This is a genomic window from Pseudomonas sp. BT-42-2 (genome assembly GCF_025847435.2).
Taxonomy (GTDB): Bacteria; Pseudomonadota; Gammaproteobacteria; order Pseudomonadales; family Pseudomonadaceae; genus Aquipseudomonas; species Aquipseudomonas urmiensis.
Map to the genome: position 1 here is coordinate 261654 of NZ_JAOYTM010000006.1, position 17241 is coordinate 278894.

Sequence of the window (17241 nt, forward strand, 5' to 3'; positions counted from 1 at the left end):
TAAGTCATGCCAGGCACACTGACGCATCGGTCAGCCCGATGAATGGCCAGTCTGCCAGGTGAATATTTATACAGTAGAGGTTTGCCCGTTCCCCGACGCCGCCCTAGAATGGCCGGATGCGCACAGATGACCTCTCCCTCCTGCTGAACTCTCTCAATGATGCCCAACGCCAGGCCGTAGCAGCCTCGGTGGGGCGTCAACTGGTGCTTGCCGGCGCCGGTTCCGGAAAAACCCGCGTGCTGGTGCACCGTATCGCCTGGCTGATCCAGGTCGAACAGGCCTCGCCGCACTCGATCCTGTCGGTGACCTTCACCAACAAGGCCGCAGCCGAAATGCGCCAGCGGATCGAGCAGTTGATGGGCATCAACCCCGCCGGCATGTGGGTGGGCACCTTCCACGGCCTGGCGCACCGCCTGCTGCGGGCGCACTGGCAGGAAGCGCGGCTGGCGCAGAACTTCCAGATCCTCGACAGCGATGATCAGCAACGGCTGGTCAAACGGGTGATCCGTGAACTGGGCCTCGACGAACAACGCTGGCCGGTCCGCCAAGCGCAGTGGTTCATCAACGGGCAGAAGGATGAAGGCCTGCGCCCGCAGCACATCCAGCCGGGTGGCGACCTGTTCCTGGGCACCATGCGCAGCATCTACGTGGCCTACGAGCAGGCCTGTGAGCGCGCCGGGGTCATCGACTTCTCCGAGCTGCTGCTGCGCGCGCTGGACTTGTGGCGCGACAACCCAGGTCTACTCGAGCACTACCAGCGGCGCTTCCGCCACCTGCTGGTAGACGAGTTCCAGGATACCAACGCCGTCCAGTACGCCTGGTTGCGCCTGCTGGCCAAAGGCGGCGACAGCCTGATGGTGGTGGGCGATGACGACCAGTCGATCTATGGCTGGCGCGGCGCCAAGATCGAGAACATCCATCAGTACACCGACGACTTCCCCGACGCCGAGATGATCCGCCTGGAGCAGAACTACCGCTCCACCGGCGGCATCCTCAAGGCCGCCAACGCCCTGATCGCCAACAACAGCGATCGCCTGGGCAAGGAGCTGTGGACCGACGTCGGCGAAGGCGAGCCGCTGACGCTGTACGCCGCCTACAACGAGCACGATGAAGCGCGCTACGTGGTCGAGTCGATCGAAAGCGTGATCAAGCAAGGCAGCGCGCGCAGCGACATTGCCATTTTGTATCGCTCCAACGCCCAATCGCGGGTGCTCGAAGAGGCGTTGCTGCGCGAGCGTATCCCGTACCGTATCTATGGCGGCCAGCGCTTCTTCGAGCGCGCCGAGATCAAGAACGCGATGGCCTACCTACGCCTGCTTGAAGGCCGTGGTAACGATGCAGCGTTGGAACGGGTGATCAACGTGCCGCCCCGTGGCATTGGCGAGAAAACCGTCGAGGCGATCCGCGACCACGCCCGCCACAGTCAACTGTCGATGTGGGAGGCGATGTGCCAACTACTCGCCGCCAAAGGCCTCAAGGGTCGCGCTGCCAGCGCCCTGGGCGCGTTCATCGAACTGATCGAGAACCTCGCCGCCAAAGCTGCTGAGATGCCACTGCACCTGATGACTCAAACCGTTATCGAGCAGTCCGGGCTGATCATCTATCACCAGGAAGAGAAAGGTGAAAAAGGCCAGGCGCGGGTAGAAAACCTTGAGGAACTGGTCAGCGCCGCGCGTAACTTCGAAAGCAGCGAAGAAGACGCCGAGCTGTCCCCGCTGTCGGCGTTTCTTGGCCACGCTTCGCTGGAAGCCGGTGAATCGCAGGCGGACGAGCACGAAGACAGCATCCAGCTGATGACCCTGCACAGCGCCAAGGGCCTGGAATTCCCCTACGTGTTCCTGGTGGGCATGGAAGAAGGCCTGTTCCCGCACAAGATGAGCCTGGAGGAGCCCGGTCGTCTGGCCGAAGAGCGCCGCCTGGCCTATGTGGGCATCACCCGCGCCATGCGCCAGCTGTACATGACCTACGCCGAAACCCGGCGCCTGTATGGCAGCGAGACCTACAACAAGGTGTCGCGCTTCGTCCGGGAGATCCCGCCGGGGCTGGTACAGGAAGTACGCCTGTCCAACTCGGTAAGCCGCCCGTTCGGCGGTGCGCAGACACAATCGAGCAGCATCTTCGCCAATGCCAGCATTCCGCAGACAGCCTTCTCCCTCGGCCAGCGCGTGCAGCATTCGGTGTTTGGCGAGGGTGTAATCCTCAACTTCGAAGGCTCGGGCGCGCAGGCGCGAGTGCAGGTGAACTTCGCCGAGGGCAGCAAGTGGTTGATGCTGGGGTATGCCAAGCTCGAGGCAATCTGAAGCCGTACTGGCCTCATCGCAGGACATGCCCTTCCTACACGGATTTTCCCTTTCCCTGTAGGAGCGGGCTTACCCGCGATGAAGCCAGAACTGACACGGCACGATTTCTCTTACAACCATGAAGCAAAAGCCCTACAGCCTGTTTTCCTCTTTCCGTAGAACCATTCAGGCAAAAGCTAGAAACATTATGGCGCTAGCCATGTCTGCTCCATCATGTGCACCATGACGCGCGTGCAATCCACAATCAGGGGATATCCCACTTATGCAACGTTTTCTTAGCATCGCCCTGGCGCTGTGCGTCGGCCTGACGCTGAGCCTGGACGCCAACGCCAAACGCTTCGGCGGCGGCAAGAGCTCGGGCTCCGCGCCTATCCACCAGACTCGCCAGGCTACGCCAACCACGCCTGCTGCCGCACCGACCGCTCCAGGTCGCGCGCCGGCCGCCGCCAGCGGTGCTTCGCGCTGGCTGGGCCCACTTGCCGGCCTCGCGGCCGGTGGCCTGCTGGCCTCCATGTTCATGGGTGACGGCTTCCAGGGCATGCAGATCTTGGACTTCCTGATCATGGGCCTGATCGCCTTCCTGGTGTTCCGCTTCATCGCCGCCCGCCGTCGCCAGCAACAGGCTCACGCTGCGCCTGCCGGCCACGCGCCGTTCCAGCGCGAAGCACACACCCAGCAACCGGCTCAACCGTCGATCTTCGGTGGCGCCGCCGCACCTGCCGCCGCCGCGCCGGTGATCAACGCCCCGGCCTGGTTCAACGAGCAAAGCTTCCTGGCCGCCGCGCGCAACCACTTCCAGTCGCTGCAGCAGCACTGGGATGCCAACGAGATGGACAAGATCGCCGAGTTCGTCACCCCGCAACTGCTCGAGTTCCTCAAGCGCGAGCGTGCTGACCTGGGTGATGGCTTCCAGTCCACCTACATCGATAACCTCGATGTGCAACTGGAAGGCGTCGATGACCGCGCCGACAAGACCATCGCCACCCTGACCTTCCGTGGTCAGTCGAAGACCTCGCGCTTCGACCAGGGTGAAGCTTTCAGCGAAAGCTGGCACATGGAGCGCGCTCAGGGCGAAAACCAGCCTTGGCTGCTCGCCGGTATCCGCCAGAACGGCTGATCCTGACACGCTGCAACAAAAAAACCCCGGGCTTGCCCGGGGTTTTTGCTTTTGCCTCAGCGGGCTACTAGGGTATAACGCGCAGCGTTGTCATCAAGGTAGAGGATGTGAACCGTGGAAGAAGTGATCGAACAACTGCGTGAAGCCAATGAGCCGGTACCGGTGCCCCTGGAGCTTCCTGATGAAGATCAGCTGGTCGAGGTCGAGGAGCAGCTGTTCATCAACATTCCGTTCGTGTTCAAGGAATTTCTGCTGACCGTCAGCGATGTGGTCTATGGCAGCCTTGAGCCAGTGACCGCGACCGATCCGCAGTCGCACACCTACCTGCCGGAAGTGGCGGCCAATGCCTGGGACGCTGGCGTTCCACGTGAACTGATTCCGATCTGCCAGGATGGCGACGACTACTACTGCGTCGAAGAGGACGGCACCGTGGTGCTGTGGTCCGGCGAAGAAGAGATCGTCACCGAAGAAAGCTGGGAATCGGTCTGGCATTGGGCGCGTGACGTCTGGCTGGAAAGCTGAACGAGAGTTATCCGCACAAGATGATGGCTCTTAGCCATTAATGGCCGTAAAATCGCCAGGCTTTCTGCGCCTGGCGACTCGCTACCGTGTCATCCCCTCGGACTTCGATGAAATCTCGCGCAGAGAGCATCTATCTGTCAGTGCGAGTGATCACGGTTGTTTTCCAGGGTCTCCAGCAACGCGATCTGCATGCGCGTATGCACCCGAATCAACCAGCGCCACAGCAGCGCCACGACCACTGCCGCCACCACTACGATCACCAGCAGCAACTCATTGGTCGGCAGAATGCTCGCCGACAACGCCGACAGCAGCAGGAAGATCACCAGCAGCGACAGCAGCGGGATCACCTCGGCGATCACCCGACGCACACGCTGGGTATGCCGCCCGGCCATCTCTGGCTTCACGCCCATCTCCGCCAACAGCATCGATAGCGCCTTGAGCTTGCGATAGGCGGCGATCAGGAATGGCAACGACAACAGCAGTGCCGCGCCCCAGATCAGCGCCTTCTGCTGGCCGATGTCGCCCACCCACTGGCTCAACCAACTGCCGAGCCGCTCGGCGAAGTAACCGCCACTGAAGAAGATCGCGATCACCAGCGCTAGGTTGACCCCGACCTGCAGCAAGATGCGCCGGATCATCGCCGCCAGCATTGCTCCCTCGCCTTGCGGCTGAATACTGCGCAACCATTCGCCATACAGCGACAGCACTCGCGAAACACGGCTCGGGACAATGTTGCCAAGCTTGATCGACAGCGGATCGGCTGCACGAATCAAGTAAGGCGTGAGCAGTGTGGTGATCGCCGAGACGGCCACCGCAACCGGATAAAGAAAGTCGCTGGTGACCTGCAACGTCATGCCCAGCGCGGCAATGATGAAAGAGAACTCGCCGATCTGCGAAAGGCCCATGCCCACCCGAAGTGAAGTGCGGCCATCATTGCCGGCGATAAAAGCCCCCATGCCGCAAGAGAGCATCTTGCCCAGCACCACCGCCAAGGTGATCACCACGATCGGCCAGGCGTAATCGATCAGCACCTGGGGGTCGATCATCAGGCCGATGGCAACGAAGAAAATCGCACTGAACAGGTCGCGAACCGGCTCGATCAGCCGCTCGATCTTCAGCAGTTGGCGCGATTCGGCCATGATCGCGCCGATCAGGAAGGCGCCGAGGACCATGCTGTACTCAAGCTTGACCACCAGCAGGCAGAAGCCGAAGCACAGGCCCAGCACGGTAATCAGCAGCATTTCGTTGCTTTCGAACTTGGCCACATAGGCCAACAGCCGCGGCACCAGCAAGATACCAATGACCAGCGCGACGATCATGAACAGCGACAGCTTGCCGACGGTGGAGAATACTTCGCCGGAGCTGACCGAACCGCTGACGGCGATACCCGACAGCAGGGCAATGATGCCGATGCCCAAGATGTCTTCAACGATGAGCACGCCGAAGATCAGCTGGGCGAAGCGCTCGTTCTTCATCTTCAGGTCATTGAGCGCCTTGACGATGATGGTGGTCGAGGAAATCGCCAGGATCGCGCCGAGGAACAGCGAATCCATGGTGCTCCAGCCGAACCAGCGACCGATTTCGAAACCGATCCAGATCATCAGGACGATTTCCAGGAACGCCGCGATAAATGCCGTCGCGCCGACCTTGAATAACTTGCGTAGGCTGAATTCCAGGCCCAGGCAGAACATCAGGAAGATCACCCCCAGCTCGGCCAGGGTCTTGATCGTGTCTTCGTCGTGAATCAGGCCAAACGGTGGGGTGTGCGGGCCAATGATGAAGCCGGCAACGATATAGCCAAGCACCACCGGTTGCTTGAAGCGATGGAACAGGATGGTGACCACCCCCGCCACCAGCATGATCACTGCCAGGTCCTGAATAAAGCTGATGGCATGCATGGCGTGGTACTCCTTTTTCACGTTGCCCGGGCAGACCGCTCCTCCGCCGAGGTCATCATCAGCGAGCAGCAGATACATACTGTGTTAAATGCAGGAAAGCCCATGTTGCATGGGCTTGCTCAGGTTAACATCGCGCCTCTGCGCAAAACGTTGGTGCAATATGCAGAAACATGTCGGCCGCTTCGCCTCAGCTAATGGCGCGAACCGCGTGACGATGGAGCGCCTGCCGACGTCCCGTACCAGGATGGGAAATTTCAACAGGGGTCGAAGAAGTGTCCGAAGATGCCCGCCCCGTTTCAGCGCAACCTCACCGTGAGCACACTATGGAACCTGGAAACGCCCAGCTGACTATGACCGTCCTGATGACTCCGGACATGGCCAACTTCTCCGGCAACGTACACGGCGGCACCTTGCTCAAGTACCTCGATGAGGTGGCTTATGCGTGCGCCAGCCGCTATGCCGGCACTTACGTGGTGACCCTGTCGGTCGATCAGGTGGTATTCCGCGAGCCGGTCCACGTCGGCGAACTGGTCACCTTCCTGGCCTCGGTCAACTACACCGGCAACACCTCGATGGAGGTGGGCATCAAAGTGGTAACCGAGAACATTCGCGAGCGCTCGGTGCGCCACTCCAACAGCTGCTTCTTCACCATGGTTGCAGTCGATGACAATCGCCGTCCGGTGCCGGTGCCTGCGCGCCTACCGCAGAGCAGCGAAGAGAAACGCCGCTTCCTGCAAGGCAAGCAGCGCCGGCAGATCCGTCAGGAGCTGGAAAAGCGCTACCAGGACCTGAAGACCGACGCCATTTAAACCGTCAGGCGCTGTGCTTCGAAGCGCACGCGCGGATGGGCAATACGATCCTGGGCCCGTACCAGCTGCAATTCGTAGCTGGCGCTGGCCTGGGTTTCGAGCAGAACCTCGTGCACGGCGGCCGCGCTGAACTCGAACGCCTGCACCCAGCTGTCACCCAACAGCACCCGGGCCAGGAACAGACCAGAGGTCAGGTCGCCGACGCCTACCGGCTGACGCGGGAAGCACAGCAGCGGCCGACGCAGGTGCCAGCTTTCTTCGCGGGTCACCAACAGCATTTCAAAGGTATCTTCAGCGCGGCCCGGGTAGCTCAGGTGCTTGACCAGCACCACTTGCGGCCCCCGCTCGAGCAGGCCGCGCGCCATCGCCACACAATCTTCCAGCGACTGCGCCCGACGCCCACTGAAGCTGTCCAGTTCAAGCTGATTGGGGCACAGGATATCGGCCTTTGAAGCCGCTTGTTCGAGCAGGAACTCACTGACTTCCTCGGGGACGATGCAGCCCTTCTCGGCATGGCCCATGACCGGATCGCACAGGTACAGCGCCTTGGGGTTGACCGCCTTGATCCGTTCCACGCCAGCGAGAATCGCCCGACCTTGCTCGGCACTGCCCAGGTAGCCGGACAACACCGCATCGCAGTGGCCCAACTCGCCAATGTTGCAAATGCCTTCTACCAACGCAGGAATTTGCGCTGGAGCAAGCACTTCTCCCGCCCACTGGCCATACTGAGTGTGATTGGAAAATTGCACGGTATTGAGTGGCCAGACGTTGACCCCGATCCGCTGCATGGGAAACACCGCGGCGCTGTTTCCGGCGTGGCCAAAGACCACATGGGACTGGATAGCGAGCAGATGCGGTGTACGTTTCATGCGGAGTTTTCCAAAGCCGATTCAGGATGAGAGCGTCGCGCAGTATGAACTCGATTGCCACCTGTACGACAGACCAGGGACGCAGTTAAGCTGGATCTACTTGTTTGGAGCCTACGCAAATGTTGACCCTGGAGAACCTCTTCGTCCTGATGCTGCTAGCCACGGTCGGCGCCTGGCTGTGGCACAACCATGGCCTGCGCGAGAAGGCCCTGGCACGGGTCAAGCAGCATTGCGCCAAACTCGACCTGGAGCTGTTGGACGACGCCGTCGCGCTCAAGCGCATTGCCTTCGTGCCTGATGCCAACGGCCGCAAGCGCCTGGCGCGGATCTATAACTTCGAATTCACTGTCACTGGCGAGCAACGCCACCCCGGCACTGTCACCCAGTTCGGCGCACACACCATGCAGATCGAGCTGGCGCCCTACCCGTTCGAGATCAAGACCCCGCCACGCAGCGATAACGTCATCGAGATGCAGCAGTGGCGCCAGGAGCACAATCGCTGGCGCAACGATCAGCGCTAAAGGCGGCAGGCGGCCAGGGCGCTCTGCAGGGCTGGCGTGGGCTGCGGCTGAGCGAAGATCAGCTCGATGCGAGAATCCTTGCGCCATTCGCTTGAGTGCCAATCCACGGCACTGGCCTGCAGGCCATTGAAGGATTGCCAGCCCGCTGCGCTGTGGATAACTCCCTTGGCCCTGCGCCAGGGCCAAGCGCGGAGAAACGCCTGTAATTGCGACACATCGAACCGCTGGCTGGGATGCCAGCGCCAGCCAATACTCCAACCCCCTTCACCTTGTTGCGCCAGGCAAATCGGCTGGGATGGATCTGTCCACAGGGCTACAAGCGGCGCAGAAGTGTTTTCCACAGGCAGCTCAACCTCCGCAGAGTTGGCTAGATCGCTTGTGGAAAAAATTGGCAGCTGCGCCAGGGGAAACTCGCCGTGCTCGGTCCAGTACCTTGGAAGGTCAGGCAGCTGCTGAGTTATCAACAACCTCCGCTGTTCATCCACAGCTTCAGATTTGTTAAATATCAACAAGTTAGCGGCGGATAACGCCTGCTCTTGCGTCTGTGGTAATGGCTCACCTCGCGCCAGCGCAAGGGCATCGAGCACCATGATCATGGGCTGCACATTGAGCACTCCGGTCCACGGTGCCTGCCCCAACTGCTTGAGCAACTGGAGTGGATGACCCAAACCCGACGGCTCTATGAACAAGCGATCAGGACGGGCTTTGCGCAGCAAGCGAGCCAAGCCGACCTGAAACGGCATGCCGTTGACGCAACACAGGCATCCTCCCGCCACTTCGCCAATCGCCACGCCATCCTCGTCGCGGCTAAGCAGCGCAGCATCGAGGCCGATCTGGCCGAATTCATTGACCAGTACCGCCCAGCGCTCGGTGGCCGGACGCTGGGCGAGCAGCTGCCGGATCAGGCTGGTCTTGCCAGCGCCCAGTGGGCCAGCAATCACGTGGGTAGGAATGTTCTGCAACATGGATGCGCATCGAGACGGAATCAACCTTCACTATGCCCCGTCATGCCAACCAGTCAAGGCTAAGCAACAGGCGGCGCTCGCCGGGTGCGGTCATCGGTGAGCGGTGCACCAGCCCTGCCCCTTCATTGCCCAGCCACTTTTCGCTCTTGAGTATTGCAACCTCCCCGGCCTGCAAGCGCTGAATGTTATCCACAGCCGGCTGAGCGGTGTGAAGTTGTCCACGGTCTATTGCCTCCTCCTTGAGCCACTCGCTGCCGGCACCGATATACGTGGTCAACAGTCGCAAAGGGACTTTATCCACATGGAAGCGCGGACACATGGCGCCCTCCAGCACCCGCAAGCGCAGGCCAATCCGGCGCGCGCCCAGCAGGCAGGTGTAAGCGGCCACCAGCCAGGCCACGTCGGCGACGAAGCTCTCATAGCCATGCAGATCCGCCGCTCCCGATAGCAAGCCTGGTAACTGCGGCGGGTGACGTTCATCCACATCGATCACCCGTTCATCTGCCAGTAGCGGGTCTAGGCTGAGCAGTACTGTGGAAAAGTCTGCGACCTGCGCTGGCAGGCGTCGCTGCCAAGCGGCGAGGTTAACGCCATCCTGCAGTATTTCGGCCAACACCTGCGGCGATTGGCCGAACACCTGGGAGATATCCACAGCGCGCGTGGTACTCATGCCGCCATCTCGTCATGCCAAGCACCGAACGGATCGGGTAAACGTAGCCAAGCCATTGGACCCGCCTGCATCTCCTCGTCGGTCAACAAGCAGGCGTCCAGCTCTGTGGATAACCTGGCAAAGTCGATGTTCTGACCAATGAATACCAGCTCCTGCCGACAGTCGCCTACCTCTGCTGTCCACTGCTTGAGAATCGCCGCAGTATTGTCTTCATCCTGTGGCCATTGCTCGCGCGGCACGAAGCGCCACCAGCGCCCGGCCAAACCATGGCGCATCATGCCGCCTGCCTGGGACCAGCTGCCGGCTTCCTGGTACTTACTGGCCAGCCAGAAGAAGCCCTTGGAGCGCAGCAAGCGGCCATTGCTCCAAGGCTTGTGGATAAAGTCGAAGAAACGCTGCGGGTGTAGCGGACGACGCGCCTGCCAGCTGCTGGCAGCGATGCCATACTCCTCGGTCTCGGGCACGTGTTCGCCACGCAGCTCTTGCAGCCAACCCGGCGCCTGCGCCGCCTGATCGAAGTCGAACAAGCCGGTATCGAGGATTCGCGCCAGCGGCACTTGGCCCATCACCATCGGCACGATCTGCGCCCGGGCATTGAGGCTACGCAGGATCGCCGTGAGCTCTTCACGCTGATCCTGGCTGATCAGGTCGATCTTGCTCAGCAGCAGCACGTCGGCGAACTCGATCTGCTCGATCAGCAAGTCGCTGATCGAGCGCTCATCCTCTTCGCCCAAAGTTTCGCCGCGGCTGGCCAAGCTATCGGCCGCTTGGTAATCGCGCAAAAAATTCAAACCGTCGACCACAGTGACCATGGTATCCAAGCGCGCCATATCGGACAGGCTACGGCCTTGTTCATCTCGGAACGTAAACGTCTCGGCCACCGGCAGGGGTTCGGAAATACCGGTCGACTCGATCAACAGGTAATCGAAACGCCCTTCCTCGGCGAGCCGCGCCACTTCCTCAAGCAGGTCTTCGCGCAAGGTGCAGCAGATGCAGCCATTGCTCATCTCGACCAGTTTTTCTTCAGCGCGATTAAGGCTGACATTGCGCTGCACCTCGCTGGCGTCGATGTTGATTTCGCTCATGTCGTTGACGATCACAGCGACGCGCAAGCCATCACGATTGCGCAGGATGTGATTGAGCAAGGTACTTTTGCCCGCGCCTAGAAAGCCGGACAACACGGTGACAGGGAGACGGTTGGACATGGTGGACCTCTTCAGGCGGACGCATTCGAAACGATGCATTGCACAATGTTATAATATAACAATACAATTTCGCCAAGCCGTGCTGCCCAATGGCATTCCTGGAGAAGCCTATGAAACTGCCCTGTGCCTTGGCGCTATTGCTGATTGTGACGCCGGCACACCTGCTGGCTCTGCCGCAAACCAATCTGGCGCTGTGTACGCGAAGCGCCACGCTGCTCGCCTGCAAGGATGGCAACGGTAATTACTACAGTGTGCGCAGCGAAGGTAGATCTCTGTATCTGCGCGGCTTTGAAGCAGCGAGCAAAAGACTGTGGGCGCAAACCAACACCGGTTACGGCCGTACGACCTTCTATACAGGTCTGGCGAGCGATGGAGAGGCTTGGTTCGGCTACAGCCGTCGAGTTGGTTGGACCACCTTGAACCGAGTTTCCAGCTCCAGCGGACAACGCTTCAACTTGCACTGCAGCCTGATTGGCGGATGCCGCTGACGATATTTTTGATGGGTACCCTGATGACCAGCTTGAAACTCCCCGATGTGGCAAAACAAACCACTCAGCGCACCCAGCCTTTGGACTGGGTCGGCATGCAGGGCATCGCGTTGCCCGTACAGTTTGAAGGGCGAACGCTAAGTGCTCGTGCCAGTGCAGGGGTTAACCTGAATGACGGCAAGTCGCGGGGTATTCATATGTCGCGGCTGTATCTGGCCTTGGAGAGCCTGGAGCAAAGCGAACTGAGCCCGCAGGTATTACGGCGCTTGCTGGCGACCTTTCTCGACAGCCATGCAGGGCTTTCTTCTGCCGCTTACCTGAGCCTCACCTTCGAGCATCTGTTGAAAAGGCCTGCCCTGGTCAGCCCACTTTCTGGTTGGAAAAGCTACCCGGTATCGGTTGATGCAAGCATCAAAAACGAGATGTTCCACGTGGAACTATTTGTGCAAATTCCCTATTCATCCACCTGCCCTTGCTCGGCGGCGCTGGCTCGGCAGCTTATTCAGCAGCAGTTTCTAGCTGACTTCAGCCATGCTGACTTGGATCGCGAGGCGCTTTTGCAATGGTTGGGTAGCAGTCAGGGAATCGTAGCCACGCCTCACAGCCAGCGCAGCGATGCACAAGTAAAAGTGCGCCTGCGTGATGCTATGCAAACGTTGCCGATTACTGGGCTGATCGATCGAGTAGAAGGCGCCTTGGGCACGGCAGTACAAACTGCGGTCAAGCGCGCCGATGAACAGGCCTTCGCATTGGCCAATGGACAAAATCTTATGTTCTGCGAAGACGCCGCCAGGCGAGTCCACCTCGCCCTACGGGAAGTGGAATGGTCGAGCGGATTTAACGTGCGCGTGGAACATGCCGAAAGCCTGCATGCCCATGACGCTGTGGCGGTCAGCGAGTGGCAGTGGTAATTGCCGAGGGGCCGCGCTGCGACCCCAAATGACTTAACTTCAAGAACGTGGTTTGACTGTTCCACAGTCGTTGCCCAACCACACCGCTCGCGTATTCATGCTGCCTTGCTGTTGAACACCCGAAGCATTGAACGTGCCGTTGACCTTGGTGGTGAACTCACGATCGCTGAGGAAAGTCGCCTCGCCGGTGCCCTGTGCCTTCGGGCAGCTGAACTGGAACTTCCAGACATTGCCGCTGCGGTCGGTGATCTTTTGCGTACATCCCGACTGCGGATCCTGCAACGGGATGTCATCAGTCTTGACCTGCTCCGGCGTCAGGCAAGAACGCACACCATTACCTGCCACGGTAATCCCCTGTTTTGCCAACACGCCTTCCATCATGGCGCGCTGCTCGGGCGGTAGGTTCTTCAACTGTCCGAGCATGAAGCCCATGTCGGGCAACGGCTTGCCGTCGACCTGCATATTGCTGGTGGTCAGCTCCCACAGGCCGGGTTGCAACATCTGCGCATTGACCAGTGGGCTGGCCAGACCCACGACCAAGGCGAAAAGTGGCAGACGAATCTTCATCGATGGATGCTCCTTAGCATTACCGGCAATCTCGCCGGACAGAGCTTAGACGTCATTTTCGTGATTGGGTTGCAAGCCAGCCCATTAACGTGGTCTGTTAGCTGAAGTGATTTCGCCAAGCAGGATGCGTATGGATTACCACAGCCCCTACTTCTTCGGTTACGTGCTCGGCCTCATCCATTTGCTCGGCATCATTGCCGCGCTCCATGCAGTGTTCACCGTGCGCACTGCCCAAGGTGCAATCGCCTGGGCGATGCCGCTGTTCTTCATTCCCTACCTGACCTTGATCCCCTATCTGGTTTTCGGCGCCCGCTCCTTCAATGCCTACATCCAGGCCAGGCGCCAGGCCAACCAGGAAATGCACGTGGCCATGGCCAACCTCAACTGGCGGCCATGGGTCGAGGAAGCACTCACCGCGCGCGAGTCCGACAGTTATGCGGCGCTGCGGGCAATGCCCAAGTTGGGTCGCATGCCGTGCCTGGCCAATAACGACGTCAAATTGTTGATCGATGGACAAGCCACTTTCGATGCCATCTTCGCTGCTATCGCTCAAGCGCGGCGGGTGGTGTTGGTGCAGTTTTTTATCATCCACGACGACGCCATTGGCCGTGAGCTGCAACAGCTGCTGTTGCGTAAAGCAGCCGAAGGTGTGCAGATTTTTGTCTTGTATGACCGGGTGGGGAGCCACGCCCTACCCGCCAGCTACAGCCAGGTATTGCGCGATGGCGGGGTACAAATCAAGGCGTTCGCAACTCGCAGTGGCTGGTTCAATCGCTTCCAGGTCAACTTCCGTAACCATCGCAAGATCGTCGTGGTCGACGGGCTGGAAGGTTTTGTCGGCGGGCACAACGTCGGCGACGAATACCTGGGTGGCCACCCTCGGCTGTCGCCCTGGCGCGATACCCATGTGCAAATCAGTGGGCCGGTGATTGCGTGCCTGCAAGAGTCATTCGCCGAAGATTGGTATTGGGCCACCCGTGAGTTGCCCCCGTTGATCCTACCCGACACCTATCCGGACAACGGCGTGCTGTGCCAATTGCTCGCCAGTGGCCCGGCCGACCCACAGGAAACCTGTTCATTGTTCTTCGTCGAGGCCATCCAATCCGCCACCCACCGGGTGTGGATCACGACCCCCTACTTCATCCCCGATGAGGCCGTGTTTGCCGCACTGCGTTTAGCCGTACTGCGCGGGGTTGATGTGCGCATCCTGATTCCGGCTCGACCTGACCATCGCATCGTCTATGCCGCGTCCAGCCTGTTCGCCTTCGAAGCGGTGCGTGCCGGCGTGCGCATGTTCCGCTATCAGCCGGGGTTCCTGCACCAGAAGGTGGTGCTGGTGGATGACGAGGTCAGCGCGATCGGTAGTGCCAACTTGGACAACCGTTCGTTTCGCTTGAACTTCGAGATCACCCTGCTGACCGTGGACCGGGCCTTCGCCGATCAGGTGCAAGCGATGCTGCTCAACGACTTTGACCAAGCCAAGGAGATCACTGCAGAGGACAGCCGCGATACCCATCGCCTACAACAACTGGGGATGCGTATCGCGCGGCTGATCTCGCCAATCCTTTGAGGGGTCAGTTAGCGGTAGAGGTCTTCGCGAGTCCAGGGCAGGTCATGATGACCATCCGCGTAAGGCTTCACCGCGAGAATCTGGTGCAGGTTGATCCAACCCTTGCTGAAGGCATAGGCGCAGCCTGCCAAGTACAGGCGCCATATGCGCAGGGTCTTCTCCGGCACCATGGCCGCCGCCCGGTGCAACTGGTGCTCTAGGTTCTCGCTCCAGTGATGCAGAGTCTTGGCGTAGTGCATGCGCAGGCTTTCGACATCGACCACCTCCATGCCTGCCTTGCAAATGCTGCTACTGATCATCGACAGGTGGGGCAACTCACCGTGGGGGAAGACATAGCGGTCGATGAACTCGCCTGCACCTCGTCCGACCGGCCGACCATCGACGTGTTTGGCGGTGATGCCGTGGTTCATCACCACGCCCCCTTCACGCACCGCGCCAAATAACTTCTGGCAATACAGATCGAGGTTGGCGTGACCAACATGCTCGAACATGCCGACGCTGACCACTTTGTCGAAACGGCCATCCTGGGGTAGGTCACGATAATCGAGAATCTGTAGCTCGACCCGTTTGCCCAGGCCTTCCTCTTTGACCCGCTCGCGCGCCAGCTTCAATTGCTGTTTGCTCAAGGTAATGCCAAATACCCTGGCGCCATATTCACGCGCTGCGAACCGCGCCAGCCCTCCCCAGCCACAACCGACATCGAGCAAGTAATCATCTTGCTGCAGGCGTAGCTTGCGACACAGGTGGTCAAATTTGTCCTGTTGGGCCTGATCGAGCGTGTTGTCCGCCTCCTTGAAATAGGCACAGGAGTACGCCATGTCCTGATCCAGCCAGAGCTGGTAGAACTCATTGGAGACATCGTAGTGATAAGAAATCGCCTCGGCGTCAGTGCGCTTGTCGTGAGCTGTGCGCACAGGTAGCACCTCAGCTTCGTCCTTGAGCAGTGCTTCGCTGAGTTCATCACAGACGCGAATGGCTTCGCCGATATCGCCTTCCAGTTCCAGCTTGCCTTCAACGAAGGCGCTACCCAGTTGATCCATGCTCGGGTGAGTCAGCTGACTGATCAGCTGGGGCTCCTTGACCAGTATGGTCACTTGCGGGCTTGGCCCCAGATCGAACTGGTTGCCGTCCCAGAGCTTCAGGCGTAGTGGCAAATGCAGGCTCTGCAACGCGGGTGGAAGTTGCGCAAGCATGAAATGACCCTCCCTTTGAATTTCGGACGTCTGCGAAATAGGGTAGTTCATTCATGCGAAGTTTCCGTTTAACCCGACCTTGGTCTAAAACTTCCTGGCTGCCAGTCGCGGCCTTAGGATTGTATACAATCTTCGCTGCGACTAATCTTGTGCCCCTCTGCGCTTCCTCATCCTGGAGTAATCCCATGAAATCTTATGATGTCGTGATCATCGGTGGCGGCCCTGGTGGCTACAACGCAGCCATCCGCGCTGGCCAATTGGGCCTGAGCGTGGCCTGCGTCGAAGGCCGCAGTACCCTCGGTGGCACTTGCCTGAACGTCGGCTGCATGCCCTCCAAGGCATTGCTGCACGCCTCCGAGCTGTACGAAGCAGCCTGCGGTGAGGAGTTCGCTCACCTGGGCATCGAGGTCAAACCGACCTTGAACCTGGCGCAGATGATGAAGCAGAAAGACGAGAGCGTGACCGGCCTGACCAAGGGCATCGAGTACCTGTTTCGCAAGAACAAGGTCGACTGGATCAAGGGTTGGGGCCGTCTGGATGGCGTAGGCAAAGTCATCGTCAAAGCTGAGGATGGCAACGAAACCACCCTGCAGGCCAAGGACATTGTCATTGCCACCGGATCCGAGCCCACTCCCCTGCCCGGCGTGACCATCGACAACCAGCGCATCATCGACTCCACTGGCGCGCTGTCGCTGCCACAGGTGCCCAAGCATCTGGTAGTGATCGGCGCCGGTGTGATCGGCCTGGAGCTTGGCTCGGTGTGGCGCCGCCTGGGTAGTGAAGTCACCGTGATCGAGTACCTGGATCGAATCTGCCCCGGCACCGACGAAGAGACCGCCAAGACCTTGCAGAAGGCGTTGGCCAAACAAGGCATGCGCTTCAAGCTCGGCAGCAAAGTAACCCAGGCCACCCCTTCAGCTGATAGCGTCAGCCTGAGCCTGGAGCCGGCAGCAGGTGGCACCGCTGAAACCCTGCAGGCTGACTACGTGCTGGTGGCTATCGGTCGTCGTCCGTACACCCAGGGCCTCAACCTGGAAAGCGTCGGCATTCAAACCGACAAGCGCGGCATGCTCGCCAACGAGCATCACCGCAGCAGCGTGCCAGGCATCTGGGTGATTGGCGATGTCACCTCCGGGCCAATGCTTGCGCACAAGGCTGAGGATGAAGCGGTGTCATGTATCGAGCGAATTGCCGGCAAGGCTCACGAGGTGAACTACAACCTCATTCCTGGGGTGATCTACACCCGTCCGGAACTGGCCAGCGTCGGCAAGACCGAAGAGCAGCTCAAGGCCGAAGGCCGCGCCTACAAGGTCGGCAAGTTCCCGTTTACCGCCAACAGCCGGGCGAAGATCAACCATGAGACCGAAGGCTTCGCCAAGGTGCTGGCCGATGCCAATACCGATGAGGTCTTGGGCGTGCATCTGGTCGGCCCGAGCGTTAGTGAAATGATCGGCGAGTTCTGCGTGGCGATGGAGTTCTCAGCGTCGGCCGAGGATATCGCCCTCACCTGCCACCCGCATCCGACCCGCTCCGAGGCCTTGCGCCAGGCGGCGATGAATGTGGATGGTATGGCGATGCAGATCTGATAGTGCGCAGCCCAATCGCAGCGGCGCACCGCCGCTGCGATTTACCCGCG

The 17241-nt window shown here is 60.0% G+C and carries 16 protein-coding genes; 9 read left to right on the forward strand and 7 right to left on the reverse strand.

Going from position 1 to position 17241, the window contains the following annotated elements; genetic code table 11:
- Positions 1 to 116: 116 nt before the first annotated feature.
- From uvrD to OIU19_RS05840, 3 genes are all read left to right on the forward strand, one after another.
- Positions 117 to 2300, forward strand: a complete 2184-nt coding sequence (gene uvrD, locus OIU19_RS05830; protein WP_186553076.1) for a DNA helicase II — start codon at positions 117 to 119, stop codon at positions 2298 to 2300.
- Positions 2301 to 2562: 262 nt separating this feature from the next.
- Positions 2563 to 3417 (forward strand): Tim44 domain-containing protein, encoded by an 855-nt coding sequence (locus OIU19_RS05835; protein ID WP_264234090.1) that lies wholly within the window; start codon positions 2563 to 2565, stop codon positions 3415 to 3417.
- A gap of 114 nt (positions 3418 to 3531) precedes the next feature.
- On the forward strand, positions 3532 to 3939 hold the full coding sequence (locus OIU19_RS05840) for an SMI1/KNR4 family protein (RefSeq protein ID WP_264234092.1): 408 nt from the start codon (positions 3532 to 3534) through the stop codon (positions 3937 to 3939).
- Positions 3940 to 4076: 137 nt separating this feature from the next.
- Here OIU19_RS05840 and OIU19_RS05845 read toward each other — a convergent pair whose 3' ends face one another.
- Positions 4077 to 5837 carry a cation:proton antiporter gene (locus OIU19_RS05845; RefSeq protein WP_264234094.1) on the reverse strand — a complete coding sequence of 587 codons (1761 nt, stop codon included), beginning with the start codon at positions 5835 to 5837 and terminating at the stop codon, positions 4077 to 4079.
- Between the two features lie 323 nt (positions 5838 to 6160).
- On the opposite strand from OIU19_RS05845, the gene OIU19_RS05850 reads away from it, so the two are divergent.
- On the forward strand, positions 6161 to 6646 hold the full coding sequence (locus OIU19_RS05850) for an acyl-CoA thioesterase (protein WP_186553080.1): 486 nt from the start codon (positions 6161 to 6163) through the stop codon (positions 6644 to 6646).
- Here OIU19_RS05850 and pdxY read toward each other — a convergent pair.
- The gene (pdxY, locus tag OIU19_RS05855; RefSeq protein WP_264234097.1) at positions 6643 to 7515 is read right to left on the reverse strand and encodes a pyridoxal kinase PdxY; all 873 of its coding nucleotides are present in this window, start codon (positions 7513 to 7515) and stop codon (positions 6643 to 6645) included. The genes OIU19_RS05850 and pdxY overlap by 4 nt on opposite strands.
- 119 nt (positions 7516 to 7634) lie before the next feature.
- On the opposite strand from pdxY, the gene OIU19_RS05860 reads away from it, so the two are divergent.
- On the forward strand, positions 7635 to 8036 hold the full coding sequence (locus OIU19_RS05860) for a DUF3301 domain-containing protein (RefSeq protein WP_264234099.1): 402 nt from the start codon (positions 7635 to 7637) through the stop codon (positions 8034 to 8036).
- On the opposite strand, the gene OIU19_RS05865 is transcribed toward OIU19_RS05860, so the two are convergent.
- Genes OIU19_RS05865 through zigA form a run of 3 tightly spaced genes read right to left on the reverse strand, consistent with a single transcriptional unit; the run spans position 8033 to position 10876 of the window.
- Complete coding sequence (locus tag OIU19_RS05865) at positions 8033 to 9001, reverse strand: GTP-binding protein (RefSeq protein WP_264234101.1); 969 nt, start codon at positions 8999 to 9001, stop codon at positions 8033 to 8035. The genes OIU19_RS05860 and OIU19_RS05865 overlap by 4 nt on opposite strands.
- Positions 9002 to 9041: 40 nt before the next feature.
- Positions 9042 to 9671, reverse strand: a complete 630-nt coding sequence (locus OIU19_RS05870; protein WP_264234103.1) for a DUF1826 domain-containing protein — start codon at positions 9669 to 9671, stop codon at positions 9042 to 9044.
- The gene (zigA, locus tag OIU19_RS05875; RefSeq protein WP_264234105.1) at positions 9668 to 10876 is read right to left on the reverse strand and encodes a zinc metallochaperone GTPase ZigA; all 1209 of its coding nucleotides are present in this window, start codon (positions 10874 to 10876) and stop codon (positions 9668 to 9670) included. The genes OIU19_RS05870 and zigA overlap by 4 nt, the downstream gene beginning before the upstream one ends.
- A gap of 110 nt (positions 10877 to 10986) precedes the next feature.
- Here zigA and OIU19_RS05880 point away from each other — a divergent pair, with 110 nt between their 5' ends.
- Positions 10987 to 11364 (forward strand): glutamine synthetase, encoded by a 378-nt coding sequence (locus OIU19_RS05880; RefSeq protein WP_264234334.1) that lies wholly within the window; start codon positions 10987 to 10989, stop codon positions 11362 to 11364.
- A 23-nt stretch (positions 11365 to 11387) separates the two neighbouring features.
- Positions 11388 to 12275, forward strand: coding sequence for a GTP cyclohydrolase FolE2 (gene folE2, locus OIU19_RS05885; RefSeq protein WP_264234336.1), 888 nt, complete (start codon positions 11388 to 11390; stop codon positions 12273 to 12275).
- Positions 12276 to 12314: 39 nt separating this feature from the next.
- On the opposite strand, the gene OIU19_RS05890 is transcribed toward folE2, so the two are convergent.
- Positions 12315 to 12842, reverse strand: a complete 528-nt coding sequence (locus OIU19_RS05890) for a DUF3617 domain-containing protein (RefSeq protein ID WP_186553087.1) — start codon at positions 12840 to 12842, stop codon at positions 12315 to 12317.
- Positions 12843 to 12972: 130 nt separating this feature from the next.
- Here OIU19_RS05890 and cls point away from each other — a divergent pair, with 130 nt between their 5' ends.
- Positions 12973 to 14412, forward strand: coding sequence for a cardiolipin synthase (gene cls / locus OIU19_RS05895; protein WP_264234108.1), 1440 nt, complete (start codon positions 12973 to 12975; stop codon positions 14410 to 14412).
- A gap of 8 nt (positions 14413 to 14420) precedes the next feature.
- Here the strand turns inward: cls and cfaB are convergent, their stop codons facing one another.
- Positions 14421 to 15605, reverse strand: coding sequence for a C17 cyclopropane fatty acid synthase CfaB (cfaB, locus tag OIU19_RS05900; protein ID WP_264234110.1), 1185 nt, complete (start codon positions 15603 to 15605; stop codon positions 14421 to 14423).
- A gap of 185 nt (positions 15606 to 15790) precedes the next feature.
- On the opposite strand from cfaB, the gene lpdA reads away from it, so the two are divergent.
- Positions 15791 to 17191 (forward strand): dihydrolipoyl dehydrogenase, encoded by a 1401-nt coding sequence (gene lpdA / locus OIU19_RS05905; RefSeq protein WP_264234112.1) that lies wholly within the window; start codon positions 15791 to 15793, stop codon positions 17189 to 17191.
- Positions 17192 to 17241: the final 50 nt, after the last annotated feature.